Here is a 25,199-nt window from a genome sequence, read left to right as displayed (position 1 = left end):
CCGTGCGCGCAATCAAAGCGGATTACGCGGACGGGCTTTACCGGGACTCAGGCGAAGAACGGAACATAAAAACTCCAATAGAACGGTGCCTTCCTAAAAGGCCGTCGTTCGCGCGTCAAGGTGCCATTGCAACGCCAGGGTGCCAATGGCCGCCAGCGCCACTTGCAAGACGATGATCAACGCGAGGCGCGTGCGAAAGGGTTCCTTACGCGTCTTGTGTCGGAAGATATGGCGCGCCGTCATCGCTCCCGGGCTGCCGCCGAAAAAGGCGAGAGTGAGCAGGGTCCGCTCGCTGATCCGCCGTCGGCCGGAGCGCGCCGCTTGCTTGTCGTACCAGAACAGCCCGAAGGCCGCCAAGTTGACGAGAATTGCGAACGAGAGCAGGGCAGGGCCGATGGACATGAGCGAAGTCTTGCCGATAGGCGCTAAACGGTGGTTAAGAGAGGCTCGCCGTCCGCATGAGATTGCATATGGCGCTTCTGATCCAGCCGAACAACTTGCACCGGCGGACCAATTGTTCTACCGAGAAACCAAGAATTCAGGCTTCAAAGAAGAGCATGATATGAGCATTGTCGACGTCCGCACCCCCGATCCGAAACGCTTCATCCCCGGCGCCACTGGCGACTGGGAAGTCATCATCGGCATGGAAGTCCATGCCCAGGTGCTTTCCAATTCGAAGCTGTTCTCGGGCGCATCGACGGAGTTTGGCAATGCGCCGAATGCGAACGTCTCGCTGGTCGATGCCGCTATGCCCGGCATGCTGCCCGTGATCAACGAGGAATGCGTGAAGCAGGCGGTGCGCACCGGTCTCGGCCTCAAGGCCGCGATCAACAATCGCTCGATCTTCGACCGCAAGAACTATTTCTATCCGGACCTGCCGCAGGGCTATCAGATCTCGCAGTTCAAGGATCCGATCGTCGGCGAGGGCAAGATCATCATTTCGGTCGGGCCGGATCGTCAGGGCCAGTTCGAGGATGTCGAGATCGGCATCGAGCGCCTGCATCTGGAACAGGATGCCGGAAAGTCGATGCACGACCAGCATCCGTCGATGTCTTATGTCGACCTCAACCGCTCGGGCGTGGCGCTGATGGAGATCGTCTCCAAGCCGGACATGCGCTCGTCGGATGAGGCCAAGGCCTACATGACGAAGCTGCGCTCGATCGTGCGCTATCTCGGCACGTGCGACGGCAACATGGACGAAGGCTCGATGCGCGCCGACGTCAACGTTTCTGTGCGTCGTCCGGGCGAGGGCTTCGGCACGCGCTGCGAAATCAAGAACGTCAACTCGATCCGCTTCATCGGCCAGGCGATCGAATACGAGGCACGCCGCCAGATCGGCATTCTTGAGGACGGTGGCAGCATCGACCAGGAGACCCGCCTGTTCGACCCGAACAAGGGCGAGACCCGCTCGATGCGCTCCAAGGAAGACGCGCACGACTACCGCTACTTCCCGGATCCGGACCTGCTGCCACTGGAGTTCGACGATGCTTTCGTCGAGGCGCTGAAGGCCGACCTGCCGGAACTGCCCGACGACAAGAAGGAGCGCTTCGTGCGCGACCTCGGCCTCTCGGTCTATGACGCCTCGGTGCTCGTCTCCGAAAAGTCGATCGCCGATTATTTCGAGGCGGTTGCCGAAGGGCGCGACGGCAAGATTGCCGCCAACTGGGTCATCAACGACCTGCTCGGTGCCTTGAACAAAGCCGGCAAAGCCATTGAAGAGACTCCGGTTTCCCCGGCACAGCTCGGCGGCATCATCGATCTCATCAAGGCCGAGACCATCTCCGGCAAGATCGCCAAGGACCTCTTCGAGATCGTCTGGAACGAGGGCGGCGACCCGGCCGAGATCGTTGAAGCGCGCGGCATGAAGCAGGTGACCGACACCGGCGCCATCGAGAAGGCCGTCGACGAGATCATCGCCGCCAACCCGGATCAGGTCGCCAAGGTGCAGGCCAAGCCTTCGCTCGCCGGCTGGTTCGTCGGCCAAGTGATGAAGGCGACCGGCGGCAAGGCCAACCCGCAGGCCGTACAGGCGCTCGTCAAGGCCAAGCTCGGCATCGAGGAATAACGATGTTCTTCGTGCGCACGGCAAGCGAGCGCGACCTGGAGAAGGTTCGCGCTCTGCTGATCGAAACGTGGCACGCGACCTATGACACTTTCTACGGTGTCGAGAAGGTCAACGAACTCACGGAGCGCTGGCATTCGCTGCCGGCGCTCAAAGCCCGGCTCGCGCGCAAGAACGCCGAGTTTCTTGTTGCCGACGATGGAAGGCAGCTGGGCGGCATGGGCTATGCGGCGATGTCCGACACGCAAGCCAAGACGGTGGTGCTGCACCAGCTCTATGTCCTTCCGAAGTTCCAGCGCCAGGGCGTCGGTCGCGATATCTTCGCCGAACTCGAAACCTGCTTCCCGGACGCCGAGCGCATGCGCGTCGAGGTCGAGCCGCAGAACCTGCACGCGCTCACCTTCTATCGCGCGCACGGCTTTGCCGAAGTGGGCGAGACCCCGGTTGACCCGTCCGGTCTGCCGGCCATCGCTCTGGAAAAGCCGCTTCTCGGCTAGGCGATCCGTCCGATTGCCTGAAGTTTCGCATGCCTGTGGATAAGCTTGAGAGGCACGGCTCTGTCATCGCGCCGTTACCTCCGGGTGTTTGATCCGCGGGCGATGAACGATGTGAGCGGGGAAACCATGGACGCGACCGAACTCTTGATCCGCAAGGCCGAGCGTAAGGACCTCGGAGCGATCGTCGCGCTCTTCGCCAATGATCCGCTCGGCGGCCACGGCGACACGACCGACCCCGAGGCCTTCGCGGACTACGCCGCTGCCTTCGACCGGATTGAAGCCTCGACGCTGCAGACGCTCTTTGTCGCGGTTCTTGAAGGGCAGGTCGTCGGCACTTTTCAAACCGCGCTGCACACGTCTCTGTCGGGGCGTGGAAGCTCCAGCCTGATCGTCGAAGCGGTCCAGACGCGTGCGGACATGCGCGGCCGTGGGATCGGTGAGCGCATGATGCGCCATGCGATCGGCGAGGCGCGGGAGAAGCGCGCAAAGAAGGTAAGGCTCACGTCCAACGCCGTGCGCACCGATGCGCATCGGTTCTACGAGCGTCTCGGCTTTGCGCGCAGCCACTTCGGCTTTCAGCTGCCGTTGAAATGACCGCCTCCGCCTCGGAATCACTGGACAAGCCCTGAGCGGCGGGGCATAAGCGGGAACATTGTTTTGGTATCTGGCCGCCTTCCCAACGGCCGGTCAAGGACGGCATCCATGAAGCTCCTGCTGCAGATTTTCACCTGGTGGAACGAACAGACGATCGGAACGCGCTTTCACACCTGGCGCCACGGTCAACGGGTCGGTCAAGACGAACTCGGTAATGTCTACTACCAGGGCGGCAAGGACTCCGAAGGCCGCACCCGCCGCTGGGTGATCTACAACGGCTACGCCGAAGCCTCCGCCATTCCGGCCGGCTGGCACGGCTGGATGCATCACCGGACCGACGTTTCTCCGGCTGATGAAAAGTACACGCCGCGCGAATGGCAGAAGGCGCACCGCGTCAATCCGACCGGAACGGCCAACGCCTACCGCCCGCAGGGCTCGATTGCCGCCACCGGCAAGCGTCCCCGCGTGACCGGCGACTACGACGCCTGGACGCCCGGCTCCTGAACAATCTGTTCTCAGTGACGACGACGGACCGCGGAATGGGTTCCTCGATCATGGCGCGGCCACAATTGATGGTTAGCGCCTGAAATCCATCGATGACGAACAGGATACGCGGGAGACAGGCGACTATGGCAGGTTCTGATCTGCGCAAGGCAATCGGCCAAGGAACACGGCGTTTGGGCTTGTCCCTGCTTGCCGCCTTGCCGCTGGTCGCATCTGCGGAAGCGGTTGACGCAGCCCGCCTTTCCAACGCCGTCGCCGTGTTCTCCGGCATCGACAAGATCACCGGCCGCATCACCACTTTCGACGTCTACATCGGCGAGACCGTGCAGTTCGGCGCCCTTCAGGTCACGCCGCGCGTCTGCTACAGCCGTGACGACACGGAAGCGCAGAAGATCACGACCTTCGTCGAGGTCGAGGAAATCACACTCGACCGCAAGATCCGCCGCATCTTCACCGGCTGGATGTTTGCCGATAGCCCCGGTCTGAACGCCGTCGAGCATCCGGTCTATGACGTCTGGCTGCAGTCCTGCAAGGCGACCTCGGACCTGCCGCCGCCGGACACCGCGCAGAAGCGCTGAGCGGCGGCGTATTCCCATTCTTTGAGATTTGGCTTAGAAGGCGAGGTCGGGCGACGACATCGCGTTCGCCAGAAGCACTTCGTATTCCGCCTTTGGCACGTCGATGGCACCAAACGACTTCAGGTGCTCGGTGGTGAACTGTGTATCGAGCAGTTCGAAGCCACGCGCCTTCAGTCGCTCGACCAGATGGACGAGGCAGATCTTCGAGGCGTCGGTGCGTCTGGAAAACATGCTTTCGCCGAAGAAGGCCGAGCCGAGCGAAACGCCGTAAAGTCCGCCAACCAGTTGGTCGCCTTCCCACGCCTCGACGCTGTGGGCATAGCCCATCGTATGCAGCGTCGCGTAGAGCGTGCGGATCTTGTTGTTGATCCAGGTGGTTGGCCGGTCGGGAGCAGGGGCAGCGCAGCCGTCCATGACCGCTTCGAACGCAGTGTTGAAGCGGATGTCGAAGGGCTTTCGGCGGATGGTTTTGGCGAGGCTGCGAGAGGTGTGGAAGCCTGCGAGCGGGATCACCCCGCGAATTTCCGGCTCGACCCAGAAGATTTCCGGGTCGTCAGCCGAATCGGCCATCGGGAAGAGGCCGATCGAATAGGCGCGCAGCAGCATGTCCGGCGTAATATCGGGCTGCTTGCTGCGCGTCCCCTTCAATGTCTGGTCCTTACTCGGACGTGGCGGCCAGATGCTTCTCCAGCCAGTGGATATCGTAGTCGCCGTTGGCAATGTCCTGATTATTGATCAGGTCCTGGAACAGCGGAAGCGTCGTCTTGATGCCGTCGATGACAAATTCGTCAAGCACGCGGCGCAGACGCATCATGCATTCGACGCGGGTACGGCCGTGCACGATCAGCTTGCCGATCAGGCTGTCGTAGTAAGGCGGGATCCGGTAGCCCTGATAGGCACCCGAGTCGACGCGCACGCCAAGACCGCCCGGCGCATGGAAATGCGTGATCGTGCCCGGGGATGGGACGAAGGTGCGCGGGTCTTCGGCATTGATGCGGCACTCGATCGCGTGTCCGGAGAACACGATGTCTTCCTGCCGGACCGAGAGGCCACCGCCGGAGGCGACGCGGATCTGCTCGTGCACCAGGTCGATGCCGGTGATCGCCTCGGTTATCGGATGCTCGACCTGAAGACGGGTGTTCATTTCGATGAAATAGAACTCGCCGTTTTCGTAGAGGAATTCGATCGTGCCGGCGCCGCGATACTTCAGCTTCTTCATGGCGTCGGCGCAGACCTGGCCGATCTTCATGCGCTGGTCGACGTTGAGCGCCGGGGAGTTTGCCTCTTCCCAGACCTTCTGGTGACGACGCTGCAGCGAGCAATCGCGTTCACCGAGATGCACCGCATTGCCGGCGCCGTCGCCGACGATCTGGATTTCGATGTGGCGCGGCTTGGAGAGGTACTTCTCCATGTAGACGGCGTCGTTGCCGAAAGCGGCAAGCGCTTCGGTGCGGGCCGTCGCAACGGCTTCCTCGAGGTCAGCCTCGCTGCGGGCGACCTTCATGCCGCGGCCGCCGCCGCCGGCGGTCGCCTTGATCAGGACCGGGAAACCGATCTTGCGGGCGACTTCGAGGGCGTTTTCCGGCTTCACTTCGCCGTCAGAGCCCGGAACGACCGGGATGCCAAGTTCCTGCGCCGTTTGCTTGGCGGTGATCTTGTCACCCATGATGCGGATGTGTTCCGCCGTCGGGCCGATGAAGGTGATGTCGTGCGCTTCAAGGATTTCGGCGAACTTGGCGTTTTCCGACAGGAAGCCGTAACCTGGATGCACAGCGTCGGCACCGGTGATTTCGCAGGCGGCGACGATCTGGTGAATGTTCAGATAGCTATCGCGCGAGGGCGGCGGGCCGATGCAAACGCTCTCGTCGGCGAGGCGCACATGCATGGCGTCGGCGTCGGCCGTGGAATGAACGGCGACCGTGGCGATGCCGAGTTCCTTGCAGGCACGAAGCACGCGAAGGGCGATTTCGCCGCGATTGGCAATGAGAATTTTCGAGATCATCGCCGCGCCGCCTTATTCGATTACGATCAGCGGTTCGCCATATTCGACGGGGGCTGCGTCCTGGACGAAGATTTCGGTGACCTTGCCCGAGCGCGGAGCCGGGATCTGGTTCATTGTCTTCATCGCTTCGATGATGAGGATCGTCTGGCCTTCCTTGACCGTGGCGCCGACCTCAACGAAGGGGCGGGCTCCCGGTGCGGGAGACAGATAGGCAGTGCCGACCATTGGCGCGGTCACGGCATTCTTCGATGCACGGGCGCTCTCGGCGGCAGGAGCAGCAACGGCGTTTGCAGGAGCGGCCGCTGCGGCGGGCATCTGGTAAGCCGGCATCTGCGGCATGGCCATCGGCATGGCAACCGGCGTGCCGTTGCGCGAAACGCGAATGCGCAGGTCGTCCTGCTCGACTTCGATCTCGGTCAGATCGGTGTCCTTGAGAATGTTGGCGAGATCGCGGATCAGCGCCTGGTCGATACCTGGTTTCTTGTCAGCCATGGAATATGAGCCTCTTGTGTTCTTTTTATTTCGACGGATTTGTCAGGTTCTTTAGCGCATGCAGCGCAAGAATGTAACTCTGGGCGCCGAAGCCGCAGATGACGCCCTTGACGGCGGGTGCGATCATCGACTTGTGGCGGAACTCCTCACGCGCATGGATGTTCGAGAGGTGCAGTTCGACGACCGGAATGCCGATGGCGCGGATGGCATCGTGAAGCGCGATCGACGTGTGGCCATAGGCGGCCGGGTTGATTGCCACGCCCGCGGCGACGTTGCCGGCCTCGTGCAGCCAATCGACCAGCATTCCCTCATGGTTCGACTGGCGGAAATCGACGTCGAATCCGAGCGCCTTGCCTTCTGCCTTGCACATGGCCTCGATGTCGGCCAGGGTCTGGCCGCCATAAATACCCGGCTCGCGCTTGCCCAGCGCATTCAGGTTGGGGCCGTTCAGCACGAAAATGGTCGATGGCATAAGGGATTCCGGTCCGGTCATGGAGGGTTACCTATAGACTGATGGTCCCGCGAGGAAAAGCCCTTTGGGCCCCCGCGGGATTTGTCCACAGTCATGGGAAGGTTTGTCAGCAGGCGGTCTTGCCGCATTCGCGCATATTGGCGACCTTGCCCTCGATCTCCTCGGCGCCGACTGCCCCGAAGACCGCTTCGTTGCCGATGACGTAGGAGGGCGTTCCGGTGATGCCGAGGTCGTTGGCAAGGCTGTAGGCCTCGCGCACGGCCGCATCATGCGGCTCCTTTTCCATTTTCGCGCGCAGGTCCTTTTCGGAGACGCCGAGCTTGGCGGCAACCGCAAGCGCTGTCTCCTCCGTGGCGCGGTCTTCCCCGCCGAGCAGCGCCCGGTGGAAGTCGCCGTATTTCTCCGGAGCGACCAGGCGGAAGGCGGCGCTCACCTTGTGGGCGGCCAGCGAATCCGGTCCGAGGATCGGCAGTTCCTTCAGCACGAAGCGCACGTTCTTGTCCTTGGCGAGGATGTCGTCCATGTCGGAAAGCGCGCGTTTGCAGTAGCCGCAGTTGTAGTCGTAGAACTCGACAACGGTGACGTCGCCCTTGGGATTGCCGAGCACCATGTCGTAGTCGGAATTGAAGATCGCCTTGTTGTTCTCGGTGATCGCGCTTTCCGCCGCTTCCTGCTGCTTGGCGCGCTGTTTCGTCGTCAGCGCCTCCTGGACCTCGAGCATGATCTCCGGATTGGCGATCAGGTATTCCTTGATGAAGGCGCCGATCTCTTCCTTCTGCTTCGCGTCGAGCGCGAATGCGTTCTGGGGCAGGCTGACCCCGGCCACGAGCGCTGCGAGCGTCCCGGCGGCAATCATCTTGGTGCTGAAGTTCATTTCTACCTCGTTGTCCTTGCGTATCCCGTGTGTCGTCCATCGCGTGTCGCCGGGTCAACCGGCTGTTCTGAATGACAACAGGATTCCTCGTATCCGCAATATGCCGGCAGCATAGGGTGGGTGCCGCGGAAACGAAACGGCAAAATCGGCGGAAATACGGCACTCGCGGACTTGTGAAGGTCATTTTCATCGGGCAAAGGGCTGGAGAACAGCCGCATATCGAGGATTTTCCGTTGGTAGATTTGTCAAAACGCAGTGCCGTCGAACCTTTCCATGCGATGGACGTACTGGCGGAGGCGACCCGTCGCCGGGATGCCGGCCACCCGGTGATCTCGATGGCCGTCGGGCAGCCCGCCCACCCGGCGCCGAAGGCAGCTCTTGAAGCGGCGCGCAAAGCGCTTGAACATGGCCGGCTCGGCTATACCGACGCGCTCGGCACCTTGTCGCTGCGCACAGCAATCGCCCGGCACTATGAAAAGCGCCACGGCATCGCGCTCGATCCGCAGCGGGTCGCGGTCACCACCGGCTCATCCGCAGGCTTCAATCTCGCTTTCCTGGCCCTCTTCGATCCTGGCGATTGCGTCGCGATCGCGAGGCCCGGCTATCCGGCCTATCGCAACATCCTCGCAGCGCTTGGCCTGACGGTCGTCGAGGTCGAGGCCAATGCCGAGACCGGCTTCACTCTGACGCCTGAAAGTCTTTCGCGTGCCGCTGCGAAAATAGGCCGTCCATTGAAGGGCGTGCTTTTGGCGAGCCCAGCCAACCCGACCGGAACGGTGACGGGCAGGGCGGGCCTCAAGGCGCTGGCTGACTATTGCCGGGCCGAATCGATCGCCTTCATCTCCGACGAGATCTATCACGGACTGACCTTTGCCGGCGAAGAGGCAAGCGCGCTGGAGGTGACCGACGAGGTAATCGTCATCAACTCCTTCTCGAAATACTATTGCATGACCGGCTGGCGGATCGGCTGGATGGTGCTGCCGGCTGACAAGGTGCGCGGCTTCGAGCGCATCGCCCAGAGCCTCTACATCTCGCCGCCCGAGCTCTCGCAGATCGCGGCAGAAGCAGCACTCAACGCGCATGAGGAGCTCGACCGTTACAAGGCCGCCTATGCCGCCAACCGGGACATGCTCATGAAGCGGTTGCCGGAGATCGGCTTCTCGATCGCCTCGCCGATGGACGGTGCCTTCTACGCCTATGCGGATGTCACCCGCTTTACCAATGACAGCATGGCCTTTGCCAAGCGGATGCTCGCCGAGATCAACGTCGCGGCAACCCCGGGATTCGACTTCGATCCGCTGGAAGGGCACCGCACAATGCGCTTCTCCTATGCCGGCGCCGAGGCCGACATGGTCGAGGCCATGGACAGGATCGCGCGTTGGCTGGCGTGACGCTCTGAACAGGCAGGCAGGGGCAAGTCCCTTCTGCCATCCGCCCAAAGGAAAAGGCCCGGATCGCTCCGGGCCTTTCGTGTTTTCAGAGTTTGGCGCTGGCCGCGCGGCTTCTTAGAAGAAGCCGCGGCGCTGCCACCAGCCGCCCTTCTTGGGCTTGCCCGGCTCTTCCTCTTCGGGCTTCGTCGCGCTCGACGTTACCACCGGTTCGGAAGCGATTTTCGAGAGGTCGCGGTTCGCACGCACAGGCTTGGTTTCGGCAAGGTCGGCCGCAGCCTCTTCCACCGCTTCGACGGCCGGGTCGGCAACCGCAGGCTGGTCTTCGATCACTGCCAGAGCAGCTTCGTCGACGCTTACTGCCGGTTCTTCAGCCTTGACGGCCTTCTTGCGGGTGCGCTTCGGCTTGGCAGGCTTTACGTCCGCCACCTCGGCTTCTTCGGCCACCACAGCCGTTTCCTCAACAGCGACAGCCACCTCGACCTCGGCCGCAGCGGCCGGTGCCTCTACGGTTTCGGCTTCTTCTGCGCCGTCGTCGCCGGCTTCCGCATCGGCACCGGCTTCAAGCTGGCCTTCGCCTTCGCCTTCACCTTCGCCTTCCGGACGGTTGCGGCGGCCGCCACGCTTGCCGCGGCGGCGGCGCTTGCGCTTCTGATCGCCATCGGCGGTCGCGGCGTCTGCATCGACGCCCTCGTCATCGCCTTCGTCCTCATCGGAACCGTCGTCGGCATCGCCTGCCGATTCGGAGACCTGGAGAGCGCTGCCTTCGGCCTGCTGGCCGCCCTTGCCGCGCCGGCGGCGACGGCGCTTGCGCTTGCGTCCGTTCTGATCGTCGGACTGGGCAGCAGCCTTCGGCTGTTCCTGCCGCTGTTCGCCGGCAATTTCTTCTGCTTCTTCCTCGTCGAGATCCTCTTCGATCACGACGTCGTCTTCTTCCTCTTCCGGCTCGAAGTGCAGCAGCTGTTCGATCTTGACCGGATTTTCGACCGGCTCGCCACGATCGATCGCGAAGTGCTGTGCGCCGACATGGGCATCAGCCTCGATGATGATCGAAACGCCGAAGCGGGCTTCGTAGTCCATGATCGTGCCGCGCTTCTGATTGAGCAGGTAGAGCGCGATATCCGGGATGGTGCGCACGGTGATGTCGTGCGTCGTGTTCTTCAGCAGGTGTTCCTCGATGCCGCGCAAGACGTGCAGTGCAACCGAAGACTGCGAGCGGACGTGACCCGTGCCGTTGCAGTGCGGGCAGGTCTGCATCGTCGATTCGAGCACCGAGGCGCGAATGCGCTGGCGCGACATTTCGAGCAGGCCGAAATGCGAGATACGGCCGACCTGGATGCGGGCGCGATCGTTCTTCAGGCAATCCTTCAGACGCTTCTCGACCGAGCGGTTGTTCCGCTTTTCTTCCATGTCGATGAAGTCGATGACGACGAGGCCGGCAAGGTCGCGCAGGCGGAGCTGGCGTGCCACTTCTTCCGCCGCTTCCAGGTTCGTCTGGAGAGCGGTGTCTTCGATCGAGTGCTCGCGCGTCGAACGGCCGGAGTTGACGTCGATCGAAACCAGGGCTTCGGTCTGGTTGATGATGATGTAGCCACCGGACTTCAGCGTTACCTGCGGCTGCAGCATGCGGTCGAGCTGCGCTTCGATGCCGGAGCGCGAGAAGATCGGATGCACGTCACGGTAAGGCTGAACCACCTTGGCGTGGCTGGGCATCAGCATCTTCATGAAGCCCTTGGCTTCCTTGTAGCCTTCCTCACCGGAAACGATGATCTCGCTGATGTCCTTGTTGTAGAGGTCGCGGATCGAGCGCTTGATCAGGCTGCCTTCTTCATAGACGAGGCAGGGGGCCGTGGAATTCAGCGTCAGCGTGCGGACGTTTTCCCACAGGCGCATCAGATACTCGAAGTCGCGCTTGATCTCGACCTTGGTGCGGTTGGCACCGGCGGTGCGCAGGATCACGCCCATGCCCTGCGGCACTTCGAGGCCGCGGGCGATTTCCTTCAGGCGCTTGCGGTCCTGCAGATTGGTGATCTTGCGGGAGATGCCGCCGCCACGTGCGGTGTTCGGCATAAGCACCGAGTAGCGACCGGCGAGCGACAGGTAGGTCGTCAGTGCCGCGCCCTTGTTGCCGCGCTCTTCCTTGGCGACCTGAACCAGCAGGATCTGGCGGCGCTTGATGACTTCCTGGATGCGGTACTGCTTGCGCGGCTTGCGAACCTGGCGATCCGGAACTTCTTCCATGGCGTCTTCGGCGCCGACGGATTCGATGATTTCCTTTTCGCCGTCGTGGCTGTCGTCGTCATCATCGTCGTCGTCATGGCGACGGCGGCTGTCGACATCCTCGGAAATGGCGTCGGTATCGACCATGGCAGCCATTTCGCCGCCATTGCTCTCGTCGCCATCGGTCGATGCAGCAGCCGCTTCTTCAGCGGCCTTGGCCTTGGTCTTGCGGGTGCGCTTCGGCTTCGCCTTCGGCTTATCGGCCGGCGCTTCCTCTTCGACCACCGGTGCGGCGTCAGCGACGGCTGCGACCGGCTCGGCTTCAGTTTCCGCGACGACTTCGAGGTCTACGGGAACGGAAAGTTCGCTTGCCGGGGCAGGGGCGGTCTCGACATGCTCGATGTCGTCGTCACGCCGCGCTTCTTCGGCTTCGGCCTTCAAGAGCGCCTGACGATCGGCGAGCGGGATCTGGTAGTAGTCGGGATGGATTTCGGCGAAAGCCAGGAACCCGTGGCGGTTGCCGCCGTAGTCGACGAAGGCGGCCTGGAGCGAGGGCTCCACTCGGGTGACCTTCGCCAGATAGATATTGCCGCGGATCTGCTTCTTATGTTCCGACTCGAAGTCGAACTCTTCTATGCGGTTCCCGCGAACGACAACGACGCGCGTCTCTTCTGAATGAGACGCATCGATAAGCATTTTCTCTGCCATCTAAGCTGTGCTCCTCGGCGCGCCAGCGGAACGGGAGACAGACCTGCTTCCTTAGGAAGACTGCCAAACACGTCGGAAGGTGCGCCGGATATGAAAGTTCCTGTTTGGCGCAGGCGATGGTGCAGCAGCCAGACGACAGCCGGAACATGTGTGTCCCGGGGCCGCGCTACTTCTGACCGATACTGCTGAGTCAACATCAATGACCAAACAAGAATGCCAATGTCCAAGGTCTCATGAAGACCCGATGAATGCGCCCGCTTGCGGGCGTCGGTGAAAAATCACCATCAAGAACTCCGGCCACCGCCGGAAATTTGCGATCCAGTGTACGGGGAGGAAATGCAGCGACGGCGGATGAACACTTGCGACCGCGGAATTGCGATAAGTTAACCGGTCAATCCGGTTCGACCGCACCCTGGCGCCAAGCTTTGGAGAAGCTCCGGCTGCCCGGTCGACTGTTCTATCCCGTCAACACTTTCTCCTTGTGACGCTTTTATGTTTTCTATGTCACATTGGCAAGGGAAAAGCCCGTGCCGCCACAATAATGATCGATTCGCTTGTCCACGTGGAGTAGGTCGATAAACGGTAAATCGATTGTCCCGGCGGGGCGGGGAAGATGATCATTGTCAAGCATTGGTTAACCATAAGGGTTCATTGATCAACCTGTGCGTCCAGCAGCCGTGCGTCGGCTGCTGTTTGGTTTTCTGAGAAAGTGGTGGAGAGCCCGAGGTGAGGCCTTTGGCGGTTTGTATGCGTGGTTCGCTGTTGTCGTTGATGTCGCGCACGGGCAGGCTTCTGCTCGGAGCATCGCTGCTTGCCGGCGGTCTTCTTTTGAACGTGCCGGCGGCTGTTGCCGCCGAGCCGGGGCCCTTGCTCGCCTTTGCTGCGCGGATCGCCGGTGACGATGCACGCACGCGCGTCGTCGTCGAGTTCGATCGCAAACCGGAATTCTCCCTGCACTACGTAGCCGATCCCGTTCGCGTCGTGGTCGACCTGCCGGAAACGGCCTTCGGCCTCAAGGCGGACAGCCTTGAACCGCGCGGCCTCTTCGATGCGATCCGCTACGGCGGCATGGGGGCGGGCAACTCCCGCATCGTTCTTTCGGCGAAAGGCCCCGTGGCGGTAACCCATGCGGAAGTCGTCGCGGAAGAGGGGGGCAAGGGCTACCGGCTCGTGCTCGATGCCGAGCGCGTCGACCAGGCGCGCTTCGATGCGCTTCTCGGTGAACAGCAGTGGACCGGATCGGTCGCCGCCGCCAAGACCGACAGGCCGGTTGCCGTCGCTCCCACGAGGGAAGGCGGGCCGTTCATCATCGCGATCGATGCGGGCCATGGAGGCATCGATACCGGTGCGCTCGCCGGCGAAACGAAGACGGAGGAGAAGCATGTAACGCTCGCCTTCGCGAAAGATCTCGTCGAGGCCCTGAACAAGGGCGCCGGGATCGAGGCTTTCCTCACCCGCGACAAGGACGTCTTCCTCTCGCTTCCCCAGCGCGTACAGATCGCCCGCAACAAAGGCGCCCATCTCTTCATTTCGCTTCATGCGGACGCGCTGCGCCAGAAGGACATCCGCGGCGCGACGGTCTATACCATCTCCGACAAGGCATCCGACCACCTGGCTGCAAGCCTTGCCGCCCGCGAAAATTTGTCCGACGAAATCGCCGGCGTGCCGCTTCAGAGCGAGCCGGCGGAAGTGGCCGACATCCTGATCGATCTGACGCGCCGCGAGACGCAGGCCTTCTCGGTCAACATGGCGCGCGCCGTCGTTACGTCCTTCGAGGGCCAGATCAATCTCATCAACAATCCGCACCGTTTTGCCGGCTTCCGCGTGCTGCAGGCGCCGGACGTGCCCTCGATCCTGCTTGAACTGGGCTTCCTGTCGAACAAGGAGGACGAAAAACTGCTGCTGGATCCGGAGTGGCGCAAGAAGGTTTCAGAGCGTCTTGCGGTCGCTGTTCAGCGATACCGCGAGCAGGCCATCGCCAGCGGCGGCTGACGCTTGAAGGCAGGCCCGGGAACGAAGTGATTTGTGTCGCCCCGGTAACAGCGCTATGCTTTTCAACGGGATGCGCACGGGATTATCGCATAACAGCCCTATTTTACGCACAATCCGGGACCTAACCGGAATTGCGCCCGGATTTGTTGAGAAACGAGTTGAAGCTCGGAGTTCCCCGCCATATGAGGAGCTGGGCTAGGTGGGGCGTTGCGACGCCAGACGATTTCTCGTGAAAGAGTTTGGTCGGCCCGCTGTATAGAAGCCGGCAGGACAGAGCATGGACTGTCAGTCGGGCGGTTCGGCAATTGGACGATAATTAAGGTACCGGTATCTGACTGATGATCAGGCTGATTGGATATTTCTTCGGGATTGGCGCGTTTCTGCTGCTGGGTGTGGCCGGGGCCGTGGCGCTCTATCTTGGTGTCGTCACCAAGGACCTGCCGGATTACGAGGTGCTGGCGAAATATTCGCCGCCGGTGACCACGCGCTTCCACGCCGGCAACGGCGCGCTGATGGCGGAGTATGCCCGTGAGCGGCGTCTCTATCTGCCGATCCAGGCCATCCCGGATCGCGTCAAGGCGGCCTTCATCTCGGCTGAAGACAAGAACTTCTATCAGCACCCGGGCGTTGACATCACCGGTCTTGCGCGCGCCATCGCGGTGAACCTGCAGAACTTCGGCTCCGGCCGTCGCCCGGTCGGCGCCTCGACGATCACGCAGCAGGTGGCCAAGAACTTCCTGCTCTCGTCCGACCAGACGATCGACCGCAAGGTCAAGGAAGCAATCCTCTCTTTCCGCATCGAGCAGGCCTACACCAAGGACCGCATTCTCGAACTCTATCTCAACGAGATCTTCTTCGGCCTGAATTCCTACGGCATAGCCGGTGCGGCGCTGACCTATTTCGATAAGTCTGTGACTGAGCTTACCATTGCCGAGACCGCCTATCTCGCAGCCCTTCCGAAGGGACCGGCCAACTATCATCCGTTCCGCAAGACCGAAGCGGCGCTTGAGCGCCGCAACTGGGTAATCGACCGCATGGTCGAGAACGGCTACGTCACCAAGGCCGATGGCGAAGAAGCCAAGAAGCAGCCGCTCGGCGTCAACCCGCGTCGCGGCGGGGCGCATCTCTTCGCCTCCGACTTCTTCGCCGAGGAAGTCCGCCGGCAGATCATCCAGAAATACGGCGATAACGCCCTCTATGAAGGCGGCCTGTCGGTTCGCACCTCGCTCGATCCGCGGCTGCAGATCGCCGCGCGCAAGGCGCTGCAGGCGGGTCTGCTAAGCTACGACGAGCGTCGCGGCTTCCACGGCCCGGTCAAGTCGATCGAAATCGGCGGCGATTGGGGCGAGCCGCTGGGCGCTGTCGTTGCCTTCAACGACGTGCCGGAGTGGAAGCTTGCCGTCGTTCTCTCCGTCGATGGACAGGGCGCGGAGATCGGCATTCAGCCGGAGAAGGAAGCCTCGGGCAAGATCGTCGCCGAGCGTGTCACCGGGCATATCTCCGCCAAGAACATGCAGTGGGCCTACCGTTCCGCCAGCGGCGACCGCAAGTCGGCCAAATCGCCTGAAGGCGTCTTCGGCGCCGGCGACGTCATCTATGTCGAGCCGCTGCCGGAGAAGGGCGAGTACCGCCTGCGCCAGCCGCCGAAGGTGCAGGGTGGCCTCGTCGCCATGGACCCGCAGACCGGCCGCGTTCTGGCGATGGTCGGCGGCTTCTCCTATGGCCAGTCGGAATTCAACCGCGCGACGCAGGCGATGCGCCAGCCGGGTTCGTCGTTCAAGCCCTTCGTCTACGCGGCCGCCCTCGACAACGGTTATACGCCTGCATCGGTCATTCTCGACGCGCCGATCGAGATCGTCGCCGGTGGCCAGGTCTGGCGCCCGGAAAACTACGGCGGTGGCTCGGCCGGTCCGTCGACGCTGCGTCTCGGCATCGAGAAGTCGCGTAACCTGATGACCGTTCGCCTTGCCAACGACATGGGCATGAACCTTGTCGCCGAATATGCCGAGCGCTTCGGCATCTACGACAAGATGCCGCCGCTGCTTGCGATGTCGCTGGGCTCGGGCGAAACGACTGTTCTACGCATGGTCTCGGCCTATTCCGTGCTCGCCAACGGCGGCAAGCAGATCAAGCCGTCGCTGATCGACCGCATTCAGGACCGCTACGGCAAGACGATCTTCCGTCACGAGGACCGCACCTGCGACAACTGCAACGCCGGCGATTGGCAGAGCCAGGAAGAGCCGGTTCTCACCGACAACCGCGAGCAGGTGCTCGACCCGATGACCTCCTACCAGATCACGTCGATGATGGAGGGCGTGGTGCTGCGCGGCACGGCTGCCGGCAAGATCAAGCTCGATCGTCCGGTTGCCGGCAAGACCGGTACCACCAATGACGAAAAGGACGCCTGGTTCGTCGGCTACACGCCGGACATGGTTGCAGGCCTCTATCTCGGCTTCGACAACCCGGCCCCGCTTGGCCGCGGCGCGACCGGCGGCAGCCTCGCCGTGCCGATCTTCAACGACTTCATGACAGAAGCGGTGAAGGGCACGCGCCCGAGCAAGTTCGTCGTGCCCGAGGGCATGAGCATGGTCGCCGTCAACCGCAAGACCGGCATGGCCGCCCAAGAGGGCGAGCCGGACACGATCATCGAGGCCTTCAAGCCCGGCACCGGCCCGGCCGACACCTTCTCGGTCATCGGCGGTCTTGACCAGTACGTGCCGCCAGAAGAGATCCTCAAGAACTCGCCGCAGGCGAACCAGGCAGTGACCTCCGGTTCCAACGGCCTGTTCTAATCCTTATCCCCTTCACGCGATGCCCGCCGCCTTTACATCAGCGGTGGGCATCGCTATTTGACGCTCACTTTCCTATCGGTTCACAAGAAGCAGGATCATGCGCAGCGAAATCGAGAACATTGTCGACGAAATCAAGCAGGCCATAAGCCTGCTGAGGAGGCATCTTTGACTGGGATCAGGCGGTAAGACGACTGGACTGGTTGAACAACAAAGCGGAAGATCCGGCGCTTTGGAACGACGCTTCGGAAGCGCAGAAGCTGATGCGCGAGCGCCAGCAACTCGATGACGGCATCAATGGCCTGCGCCGTTTCGAGCAGCAACTCAATGACAACATCGAACTCATCGAACTCGGCGAGGAAGAGGGCGACGCCGCCATCATCGCCGACGCCGAACAGGCGTTGCGGGATCTCAGAAACGAAGCGGCGAAGAAGCAGGTCGAAGCCATGCTCTCGGGCGAGGCGGATCAGAACGATACCTATCTCGAAGTGCATTCGGGTGCCGGCGGTACCGAAAGCCAGGACTGGGCCAACATGCTTTTGCGCATGTACACCCGCTGGTCCGAGCGCCAGGGGTACAAGGTCGAGCTTCTGGAAATCCAGGACGGCGAAGAGGCCGGCATCAAGTCCGCGACGCTGCTCGTCAAGGGCCACAATGCCTATGGCTGGCTGAAGACCGAATCGGGCGTGCACCGCCTGGTTCGCATCTCGCCCTACGACAGCAACGCGCGCCGCCACACCTCGTTCTCCTCGATCTGGGTCTACCCGGTCGTTGATGATTCGATCCAGATCGACATCAACGAGAGCGATTGCCGTATCGACACCTACCGCTCGTCGGGCGCCGGCGGTCAGCACGTCAACACGACCGACTCGGCCGTGCGCATCACGCACATCCCGTCGGGCATCGTCGTGCAGTGCCAGCAGGAACGTTCGCAGCACAAGAACCGGGCGAAGGCCTGGGACATGTTGCGCGCGCGCCTCTACGAGGCCGAACTGAAGAAGCGGGAAGAGGCCGCCAACGCCGAAGCCGCGTCGAAGACCGACATCGGTTGGGGCCACCAGATCCGCTCCTACGTTCTGCAGCCCTATCAGCTGGTCAAGGACATGCGCACCGGCGTTGAAAGCACGGCACCGGGCGACGTTCTCGACGGTGAACTCAACGAGTTCATGGAGGCCGCCCTTGCGCACCGCGTCAGCGGCGGCGCGGATGCCGTCGTGGATGATCTGAACTAAGGCAGACAACGGTCTGCACCAGTGCAATTGAAGAGGGCCGGGTGTTCGCATCCGGCCCTTTCTTTTGCTCAGTTGGAGGCACGCTCGATCTTGATGTCGCCGAGATCGTCGATGAGCACGGTCCAGCTCTCGGGCTCTTTCACCGACGGGTCCGTCTTCAGATAGACGGTCGCAAACATGCCGGGCTGCGCGGTGACACCGGTCGAGGTCTCCGGGCGGACGTCGGTGACGTAGGCCTTGAGCGCGGAGAATTCTTCGAGTTCCGCCGACGAAATCACCACAGGGCCGGCCGGGGTCGCTTCCACCTGCTGCAGGTGGATCTGGGCGGTTCCATCCGCCTGGCGAAGCGCGATCAGCTTGTAGTAACCGCGCCGGGCGTCGCCCGGCTTCTCGGCGGCCGCGTTTGGATCGAGGGATGAAAGCGGCTCTCCGCTTTCCTCCCAGTAGCCGGTGCTGGTCACGAAGGTCGCCTCAGGCGGAACGATGTTGGCATCCTGAGCCTTGGCGCCGGCACTGCTGAGAAACAGGAACAGCGCGAGGAGGGCGGATCTGTGCATTGGGTCGTCGTCCTTAAGGCGGCGGCTCGGTTGCCGTTTGCTGCGGGCCGGCGGAAACCTGGCCGACATGATGATACCATAGGTCGCGCGGAGAACGTGCGCTCAGTTCGAAAATTGCTCGGCCAGGATGCGGTCCGACCAGGAATGATCGGGATCCGAGAGGATGCGCGCCGTCATGTTTTCCGATTCGGCGATCTTCACCTTGACCACGGACTTCACTTCCTGATGGTCGGCCACCGCGTTTACCGGCCGCTTGTCGGCCTCAAGGATTTCGATCTCGACTGTGACATGGTTCGGCAGAAGCGCGCCACGCCAGCGGCGCGGGCGGAAGGCACTGACCGGGGTCATCGCCAGAAGCGGGGCCTCGAGCGGCAGGATCGGCCCGTGGGCGGAGAGATTGTAGGCGGTGGAGCCGGCAGGGGTGGCGACCAGCAGGCCGTCGCAGGTCAACTCCTCCAGCCTTGTCTTGCCATCGATCAGGACGCGGAGCTTCGCCGCCTGGTAGGACTGGCGGAAAAGGTAGACCTCGTTGATCGCAAGTGCCGTGAAGCTCTCGCCATAGACGTCGGTCGTCTGCATCTCCAGCGGATGAAACGCGTTCTCGACTGCCTGGCAGATTCGGTCCGTCAGATTCTCCGTGCTGTAGCGGTTCATCAGGAACCCGACCGAGCCACGGTTCATGCCGTAAACCAGCTTGCCGCTGTTCATGGTCTGATGCAGCGTCTGCAGCATGAAGCCGTCGCCGCCAAGCGCGACGATCACATCGGCCTTCGACGGATCATGGTCGCCATAGATCGCCTTGAGATCAGCCGCAGCCTTTTGTGCCTCTTCCGCGGACGAGGCGAGAAAGGCTAGGGAAGTGAACGTTCGGGCCATGAAACTCTAGTCCGCTCGATATGTTATGCGCCGCCAGCGGCAATCTCTCTCTATCGTTTCTGGCATGGCCCGGAACCGAACGCATCTGAAAAATTGGGAGAATTCGCAATTTTGCTTTACACCACATGAGATTATGGTAACTCCCACCAAAGCAAGTGCCCTTATAGCTCAGTTGGTAGAGCGGCTGATTTGTAATCAGTAGGTCGGGAGTTCGAGTCTCTCTGGGGGCACCACTTCATTTCTTCCCCATTGTTTTTTCCGAATTTTTGGCGGCTATTCGAGCCGGAATTTCAGGTTCGGCGTGTTGCCGCGGGTACACCGTCGGCGCAAAGCGAGCAGTTAGTCACGCATCGCAAAGATGGCCATGAACACTGGTGTGCCGATCAGAACGCCGGCAATCGAAAATAGCGGCCCATAGATCAGCGCGCTCAGCGGTATGCCGGCGATGCATACCGCAATGCCATCCTTCAGGCAGTTGTACGGCCCGCCCTCGAATATGCCGTAGACGGGCAGGAACACCCCGCGACGATAAGGCTGACAAGGAACGCCAGGACGGCGGAGATGATCAGTCTTCCAAGAGTTCTCATCCTCCTGAAATATAGGGAATCAGTGGTTTCGGCCACCGCCGATTGTTTCTCCAGCGCCGATGAACGGAGGACGAGCATTCGTCAGCTGGCTCTCTTGGAAAGGTCTTGGTCATCGAACACGTTCTTTCGGCTGCCGCCAAAAGCAGCCTTACCAACCCCGCGGCACTGGCGCCGATCAGATGGGCGGTCGTTCTGCTTTGTGGGTTTGTCGTCTGGAGCCCTGCCAACGCGCAGGAGGGATCCGATTGGGCGGAGATGAGTTCGGGCGCGACCCAAGTTTCCGGTTTGGGGGCGGTCCGCTATTCCGTGGGATACAGCAACATCGGTTATGACCACTTTCGTTCGGAGATCGTGGTTGAGTGGCGTGACGGCGGCAAGCGGACGCAGACGATCTACGAAGGCATCTATGACAATCCCCCTGCGAAGGTCTGGGGTGCTAACGACCATCTCTGCGTTTCGATGGAGGCTTGCGCGCGATCGACGGACGCCTGCACAGTGGAGGTCATTGCCTATCGATATGACGTCGGCGCCAAGTCTTTTGCCGAGCTTGCGGACGGCGGCGAGTTTTGCCGCCGATGAGATGCGGAGCCTTGGTCGGAGTAAGCGGTCAACGCTCGATCGATCACCGGCTCCCGCATCGCTTGGTCCGGCGCTCTCCGTGCGTCTCGAGATCGTGACGCCGGTGCAGTCCGGGCAATGGTTCACGATCCGCGATCCCGGCGGCAACGTGCTGATGATCTGCCGCTGCTGATCGGAAAAGCCGCAGCGCGGCGGCATCAGATGTCGAAGGACGGTCCCATGCGCACCGGAACCTCGCGGCATTTCTGCAGGGCGTTGAGCAGGTTCTCGGCGAGATAGTCGATCAGCGCCCGGGTCGCCGGCAACATGCCCTGGCGGGACGGGAAGACGAGGTGCACGACGACGTCGTTCGACGTCCATTCCGGCAGCACCGGCGCAAGGACGCCGGCGCGGAAAGCGCGCTCGCAGATATGGTCAGGCAAGAGGGCGACCCCCATCCCTTCGATCGCGGCGCGTTCGAGAATCAGGAAATCGCTGCAGCCGACGATCGGACGATGGGTGATTTCCGTCGTGTTGCCATCGATCGAAACCAGCCGCCATACATCGGTCGGGTGCTGTTCGTTCATCGACAGCGTCGCGTGCTGGCTGAGGTTCTCGATCGTGATCTCGCCGGCGCGGGCGAGGAAGGTGGGGCTGGCTGCAAGCCGCTCGCGAACCTCGCCGAACTTGCGGATGATGAGTTGGTTGTCCGTATCGAGCTGCCCGCGGGCGCGCAGCGCCACGTCGACCCGCTCTTCTATCAGATCGATGCGACGGTTGGTGGCGGTGATCAGCAGCCGGACGCCGGGGTAGCGGCGGTGAAACGCCGGCAGGATGTCGGCAAGCATAGGGGTGAAACCGAGCGGGCAGGCGAGCCGCACCGTGCCCGAGGGCTCCGCGCGCACGGCGGCGATCTCGGCTTCGGCGGCAGCCACCCCGTCGAGAAGGCTCTGGCAATGCTCATAGAAGACCCGGCCGATATCGGTGACACGCAGCTTGCGGGTCGAGCGCTCCAGCAACCGCACACCGAGCTGCTCCTCGAGGCGGGCCACATGTTTGCTGAGCTTGGATTTGGGTATATTGAGGTCCCGTGCCGCAGCACTGAAGCCGTTGTTTCGCACGACGGCGGCAAAAAGCCCGAGGTCGTTCAGATCCTGCATTGTCCTGTCTCCGAGGTGCGGATGATGGGTATGATTGTTTCCGTCTGGAAACAGTATGTCAAATATCCGCTGGCTTATCGGGCCATTGTTTTCCCCTCATATGTGGATCACCGCAACGTAAACACAAAGGTGTTCCCATGAACGTTCTTCATATCGACTCCGGTATCCTTGGCGACCACTCGGTTTCCCGCCGTCTGACGGCTGCCCTTGCCGCGCAGGTCAAGGCTGACCGCCCGGATGCGCAGGTGACCTATCGCGACCTCGCTGCCAGCTCGCTGCCCCATCTGACCGGCGCCCAGATCATGGCCCCGGCCGACCTCGAAGGCGTCGACGCGGGTCTCGCTGCCGACGTCAAGCTTGGCCGCGACATGCTGGAAGAATTCCTCGCCGCCGACACCGTCATCATCGGCGCTCCGATGTACAACTTCGGCATTCCGAGCCAGCTGAAGGCCTGGATCGATCGCATCGCCGTCTCCGGCAAGACTTTCCGCTACACCGAGAATGGTCCGGAAGGCCTCGCCAAGGGCAAGAAGATCATCGTCGCCTCGACCCGCGGCGGCCACTACTCCGCCGGCCCGGCAGCCGTCATGGATCACCAGGAATCTTACCTGAAGACGGTCTTCGGTTTCCTTGGCATCACCGATGTCGAATTCGTGCGCGCCGAAGGCCTGAACCTCAGCGCCGACAGCAAGCAGTTTGCGATCGCCGAGGCCGAAAAGACCATCTCCGAAGGCAGCGTGCTTCGCCTGGCGAGCTAAGACCAAATTCAGCGGATCACCGAGGTGATCCGGTGGGAGGGGCGTATGCCCCACGTGCGGACGGTGCCGGTTGCGCAAGCAGCCGGCATTGTCCGTTTTCGAACATCGATATCTGCTTTATAATGCCCTCATGATGGACGGGCGGACGATCCTTTGGGGCATGACCGCTGCGGTGGCCTTTTTGCTCGCCGCCGAAGCGCCCCTTGCTGCGCCGCCGGATCATGGCTGCACCTGCCGCAATCGAGACGGTTCCAAATACGAACTTGGGCAGGTCGCTTGTCTGCGTGTCGACGGCAACGCCTACCTCGCGCGCTGCGAGATGAACCTCAACGTCACGACCTGGAAGAAACTGCGTGAAGGCTGCCCTACGGCCGGCATGAGCACACCGGGTAGCCTTGCGGGGCAATCGATCCGTTTCTGACGCGGAAGAGCGGCTTGCCGTCCTCATTCCGATCTTTTTCGAAACTGCACGGCGCAGCGCTCCGCGATCCCACCGGAGCGGAAATTTTCACAGGCGCTGTTTCGCGTTACCGCCTCGGCTTTGGCGCCGTTGTCTGTGAGCTGCGGAGGATGCGGCCGCCGTGTTTTTGCGGTGAGGCCGCCCGGAACACCTGGTGATGTCAGCGCTTCAGATGCTGGCGCGCCGCATACATCGCGATCGCCGCTGCGTTCGATACGTTCAGCGACTTTATTGCGCCGGGCATGTCGAGCCGGGCAAGATCGTTGACGATCGAGCGGGTCTTCTGCCTAAGCCCCTTGCCCTCTGAGCCGAGAACGAGGGCGATCTTTTCGCCGCTGAATGTCCCTTCCAGCGGCTGCGGCCCTTCCGAATCAAGTCCGATCGTCTGGAAGCCCAGCCGATGCAGTTCCTCGATGGCATCGCCAAGGTTGGTGATCTGGATATAGGGGATCATCTCAAGCGCGCCGGAGGCCGATTTGGCGAGCACGCCCGATTCGGTCGGGCTGTGGCGCATGGTGGTGATCAGCGCGCCGGCATCGAAGGCGACGGCCGAGCGCATGATGGCGCCGACATTGTGCGGATCGGTCACCTGGTCGAGCACGAGAATCAGCGGGCAGTCGCGCAGAGCCTCGAGCCGGCGATGCGGCAGCGGGCGGGTCTCGAGCATCACGCCCTGGTGGATCGCGTCGGGACCGAGAATCTTGTCGAGATCCTGCGGCGTCACCGTTTCGACCGGGAAGGGCAGCGCCGAAAGCTCGCCGAGTTCCAGGCGGGCGGCCGCGTTCGGCGTAACGCTGAGGCGGATGACCGCGCGCGCCGGATTGTCCAGCGCCGCGCGAACCGTGTGCAGGCCATAGAGCAGAACCTGCTCGGGCGAGAGCGGCTGCGGCTTCCAGTCGGCCGGCGCCTTGCGGCGCTTGTCCTCTCTTGGCGTGGGGATTTCGCCACGTTCCCGCTTGGCGTCGCGATGCGCGCGCCGAAGGTTGGCGTAATGGGTGTCCTTGGCGCTCTTGTCGCCGGTGCGATCTTTGCTCATTGGCGTCTTATAGAGAGGTTGCGCGTGGGGCGAAACGGTTTTCAGCGCCGGGTCCATTTTTACGGCTGTGGAGAAAATCGGAAATTTTCCACTGACCCGTGTTGACAGGACGAAACGGGGCAGTCATATACCCGGCCACAGATCGAGAGCGGCACGGCCAAGTCGCTGGTTGTCTCACGATCTCAAATGCTTGGTCGAAAGATCCCGACAGAATAATGGAGGGATGCCCGAGTGGTTAAAGGGGACGGACTGTAAATCCGTTGGCTCAGCCTACGTTGGTTCAAATCCAACTCCCTCCACCATTCTGCTTCTGGATCGAAGGCCCGCGGGTATAGCTCAATGGTAGAGCAGCAGCCTTCCAAGCTGAATACGCGGGTTCGATTCCCGCTACCCGCTCCAATAGCGGCTTCCTCCTTCTTTTCGAATTAATGTAGCAAGTCAACGTTCATCGCTAAGCGTTTGAATGTTTTGCTGCGGCTACGATTCGTAGCTCGATAGCACCGAATCTTGTAGCGGCGTCGCGCGCTTCTTATATATCGGCAGGAAAAGGCCAGCGGCGGCCGGTCCGGGCGCGCGCAATTAAGTCTTGCGCAAATCCCCTGAAACCCTTAAACGGCTCCACAAACCGGCCCTGCCGGCTGATCATTATTCATACTTGACCACAGGAAACGTACCCATGGCAAAGAGCAAATTTGAGCGCAACAAGCCGCACGTTAACATTGGCACGATTGGCCACGTTGACCATGGCAAGACGTCGCTGACCGCAGCGATCACGAAGTACTTCGGCGAGTTCAAGGCGTACG

At 61.9% G+C, this 25,199-nt stretch carries 25 protein-coding genes and 3 tRNA genes; 16 read left to right on the top strand and 12 right to left on the bottom strand.

The genetic code is table 11. From position 1 onward, the window contains the following. Positions 1-93: 93 nt before the first annotated feature. Positions 94-402: a DUF1294 domain-containing protein gene (locus tag IB262_RS04590; RefSeq protein WP_112976607.1), complete on the bottom strand. Its 309-nt coding sequence runs from the start codon at positions 400-402 to the stop codon at positions 94-96. A gap of 160 nt (positions 403-562) precedes the next feature. On the opposite strand from IB262_RS04590, the gene gatB reads away from it, so the two are divergent. The 5 genes from gatB (at position 563) to IB262_RS04565 (ending at position 4,235) form a co-directional block, all read left to right on the top strand. Further along, complete coding sequence (gene gatB, locus IB262_RS04585) at positions 563-2,065, top strand: Asp-tRNA(Asn)/Glu-tRNA(Gln) amidotransferase subunit GatB (RefSeq protein WP_034795650.1); 1,503 nt, start codon at positions 563-565, stop codon at positions 2,063-2,065. 2 nt (positions 2,066-2,067) lie between these two features. Then, positions 2,068-2,559, top strand: coding sequence for a GNAT family N-acetyltransferase (locus IB262_RS04580; RefSeq protein WP_112976606.1), 492 nt, complete (start codon positions 2,068-2,070; stop codon positions 2,557-2,559). Positions 2,560-2,661: 102 nt separating this feature from the next. Then, positions 2,662-3,153 carry a GNAT family N-acetyltransferase gene (locus tag IB262_RS04575; RefSeq protein ID WP_246802587.1) on the top strand — a complete coding sequence of 164 codons (492 nt, stop codon included), beginning with the start codon at positions 2,662-2,664 and terminating at the stop codon, positions 3,151-3,153. Between the two features lie 108 nt (positions 3,154-3,261). Continuing rightward, positions 3,262-3,657, top strand: a complete 396-nt coding sequence (locus IB262_RS04570; protein ID WP_034795438.1) for an NADH:ubiquinone oxidoreductase subunit NDUFA12 — start codon at positions 3,262-3,264, stop codon at positions 3,655-3,657. A gap of 125 nt (positions 3,658-3,782) precedes the next feature. After that, positions 3,783-4,235, top strand: a complete 453-nt coding sequence (locus IB262_RS04565; protein WP_034795441.1) for a DUF2155 domain-containing protein — start codon at positions 3,783-3,785, stop codon at positions 4,233-4,235. Between the two features lie 33 nt (positions 4,236-4,268). Here the strand turns inward: IB262_RS04565 and aat are convergent, their stop codons facing one another. The 5 genes from aat to IB262_RS04540 form a co-directional block, all read right to left on the bottom strand. Beyond that, entirely contained in the window at positions 4,269-4,883 is a 615-nt protein-coding gene (gene aat, locus IB262_RS04560) for a leucyl/phenylalanyl-tRNA--protein transferase (RefSeq protein WP_034795444.1), read from the bottom strand. 10 nt (positions 4,884-4,893) lie between these two features. Beyond that, positions 4,894-6,237 (bottom strand): acetyl-CoA carboxylase biotin carboxylase subunit, encoded by a 1,344-nt coding sequence (gene accC, locus IB262_RS04555; protein ID WP_034795446.1) that lies wholly within the window; start codon positions 6,235-6,237, stop codon positions 4,894-4,896. 12 nt (positions 6,238-6,249) lie between these two features. Further along, positions 6,250-6,729 carry an acetyl-CoA carboxylase biotin carboxyl carrier protein gene (gene accB / locus IB262_RS04550; protein WP_043614150.1) on the bottom strand — a complete coding sequence of 160 codons (480 nt, stop codon included), beginning with the start codon at positions 6,727-6,729 and terminating at the stop codon, positions 6,250-6,252. A 25-nt stretch (positions 6,730-6,754) separates the two neighbouring features. Beyond that, positions 6,755-7,201 (bottom strand): type II 3-dehydroquinate dehydratase, encoded by a 447-nt coding sequence (gene aroQ, locus IB262_RS04545; protein WP_034795448.1) that lies wholly within the window; start codon positions 7,199-7,201, stop codon positions 6,755-6,757. Positions 7,202-7,307: 106 nt separating this feature from the next. Next, on the bottom strand, positions 7,308-8,075 hold the full coding sequence (locus IB262_RS04540; protein WP_034795449.1) for a DsbA family protein: 768 nt from the start codon (positions 8,073-8,075) through the stop codon (positions 7,308-7,310). Between the two features lie 233 nt (positions 8,076-8,308). Between IB262_RS04540 and IB262_RS04535 the strand changes: the two genes are divergently transcribed. Further along, a complete protein-coding gene (locus IB262_RS04535) occupies positions 8,309-9,466 on the top strand; it encodes an aminotransferase class I/II-fold pyridoxal phosphate-dependent enzyme (RefSeq protein ID WP_089045752.1) in 1,158 nt (385 codons plus the stop codon). A 114-nt stretch (positions 9,467-9,580) separates the two neighbouring features. Here IB262_RS04535 and IB262_RS04530 read toward each other — a convergent pair whose 3' ends face one another. Then, on the bottom strand, positions 9,581-12,391 hold the full coding sequence (locus IB262_RS04530) for a ribonuclease E/G (RefSeq protein ID WP_112976605.1): 2,811 nt from the start codon (positions 12,389-12,391) through the stop codon (positions 9,581-9,583). Between the two features lie 771 nt (positions 12,392-13,162). Between IB262_RS04530 and IB262_RS04525 the strand changes: the two genes are divergently transcribed. The 3 genes from IB262_RS04525 (at position 13,163) to prfB (ending at position 18,404) form a co-directional block, all read left to right on the top strand. Further along, positions 13,163-14,383: an N-acetylmuramoyl-L-alanine amidase gene (locus IB262_RS04525; protein WP_051659335.1), complete on the top strand. Its 1,221-nt coding sequence runs from the start codon at positions 13,163-13,165 to the stop codon at positions 14,381-14,383. A gap of 338 nt (positions 14,384-14,721) precedes the next feature. Continuing rightward, positions 14,722-17,175 carry a penicillin-binding protein 1A gene (locus tag IB262_RS04520; RefSeq protein ID WP_034795452.1) on the top strand — a complete coding sequence of 818 codons (2,454 nt, stop codon included), beginning with the start codon at positions 14,722-14,724 and terminating at the stop codon, positions 17,173-17,175. Positions 17,176-17,272: 97 nt separating this feature from the next. Next, positions 17,273-18,404 (top strand): peptide chain release factor 2 gene (gene prfB / locus IB262_RS04515; protein ID WP_110818441.1). Its coding sequence is split into 2 segments (ribosomal slippage): positions 17,273-17,341 and positions 17,343-18,404, totalling 1,131 coding nucleotides; the frame shifts between segments, so codons are not numbered across the junction. Between the two features lie 68 nt (positions 18,405-18,472). Here prfB and IB262_RS04510 read toward each other — a convergent pair. Both IB262_RS04510 and IB262_RS04505 read right to left on the bottom strand, forming a co-directional pair. Then, positions 18,473-18,961: a hypothetical protein gene (locus IB262_RS04510; protein ID WP_112976616.1), complete on the bottom strand. Its 489-nt coding sequence runs from the start codon at positions 18,959-18,961 to the stop codon at positions 18,473-18,475. Positions 18,962-19,063: 102 nt separating this feature from the next. Beyond that, a complete protein-coding gene (locus IB262_RS04505) occupies positions 19,064-19,837 on the bottom strand; it encodes an NAD kinase (protein WP_034795458.1) in 774 nt (257 codons plus the stop codon). 157 nt (positions 19,838-19,994) lie between these two features. Between IB262_RS04505 and IB262_RS04500 the strand changes: the two genes are divergently transcribed. Beyond that, positions 19,995-20,070 (top strand) — tRNA-Thr (locus IB262_RS04500). 106 nt (positions 20,071-20,176) lie between these two features. On the opposite strand, the gene IB262_RS04495 is transcribed toward IB262_RS04500, so the two are convergent. Continuing rightward, entirely contained in the window at positions 20,177-20,356 is a 180-nt protein-coding gene (locus IB262_RS04495; RefSeq protein ID WP_210333139.1) for a hypothetical protein, read from the bottom strand. A gap of 173 nt (positions 20,357-20,529) precedes the next feature. On the opposite strand from IB262_RS04495, the gene IB262_RS04490 reads away from it, so the two are divergent. Then, a complete protein-coding gene (locus IB262_RS04490; RefSeq protein WP_210337609.1) occupies positions 20,530-21,003 on the top strand; it encodes a hypothetical protein in 474 nt (157 codons plus the stop codon). A gap of 197 nt (positions 21,004-21,200) precedes the next feature. On the opposite strand, the gene IB262_RS04485 is transcribed toward IB262_RS04490, so the two are convergent. Further along, a complete protein-coding gene (locus IB262_RS04485; RefSeq protein ID WP_192493406.1) occupies positions 21,201-22,142 on the bottom strand; it encodes a LysR family transcriptional regulator in 942 nt (313 codons plus the stop codon). Positions 22,143-22,279: 137 nt separating this feature from the next. Between IB262_RS04485 and IB262_RS04480 the strand changes: the two genes are divergently transcribed. Continuing rightward, entirely contained in the window at positions 22,280-22,900 is a 621-nt protein-coding gene (locus IB262_RS04480; protein WP_034795463.1) for an FMN-dependent NADH-azoreductase, read from the top strand. Between the two features lie 160 nt (positions 22,901-23,060). Then, positions 23,061-23,321: a hypothetical protein gene (locus tag IB262_RS04475; protein WP_226020708.1), complete on the top strand. Its 261-nt coding sequence runs from the start codon at positions 23,061-23,063 to the stop codon at positions 23,319-23,321. Between the two features lie 199 nt (positions 23,322-23,520). On the opposite strand, the gene IB262_RS04470 is transcribed toward IB262_RS04475, so the two are convergent. Further along, positions 23,521-24,396 (bottom strand): RNA methyltransferase, encoded by an 876-nt coding sequence (locus IB262_RS04470; protein ID WP_090294791.1) that lies wholly within the window; start codon positions 24,394-24,396, stop codon positions 23,521-23,523. A gap of 217 nt (positions 24,397-24,613) precedes the next feature. Here IB262_RS04470 and IB262_RS04465 point away from each other — a divergent pair. The 3 genes from IB262_RS04465 to IB262_RS04455 all read left to right on the top strand — a co-directional run. Further along, a tRNA-Tyr gene (locus IB262_RS04465) sits at positions 24,614-24,698 on the top strand. 23 nt (positions 24,699-24,721) lie between these two features. Next, positions 24,722-24,795, top strand: a tRNA-Gly gene (locus IB262_RS04460). A 277-nt stretch (positions 24,796-25,072) separates the two neighbouring features. Beyond that, positions 25,073-25,199, top strand: a 127-nt coding sequence (locus IB262_RS04455) for a GTP-binding protein (protein ID WP_244520023.1), incomplete at its 3' end; no start/stop codon positions are given.

Origin of the sequence: Ensifer sp. ENS02, from assembly GCF_014851885.1 — a bacterium.
GTDB classification, from domain to species: Bacteria; Pseudomonadota; Alphaproteobacteria; order Rhizobiales; family Rhizobiaceae; genus Ensifer; species Ensifer adhaerens.
This window is presented reverse-complemented; position numbering and strand designations above follow the sequence as displayed.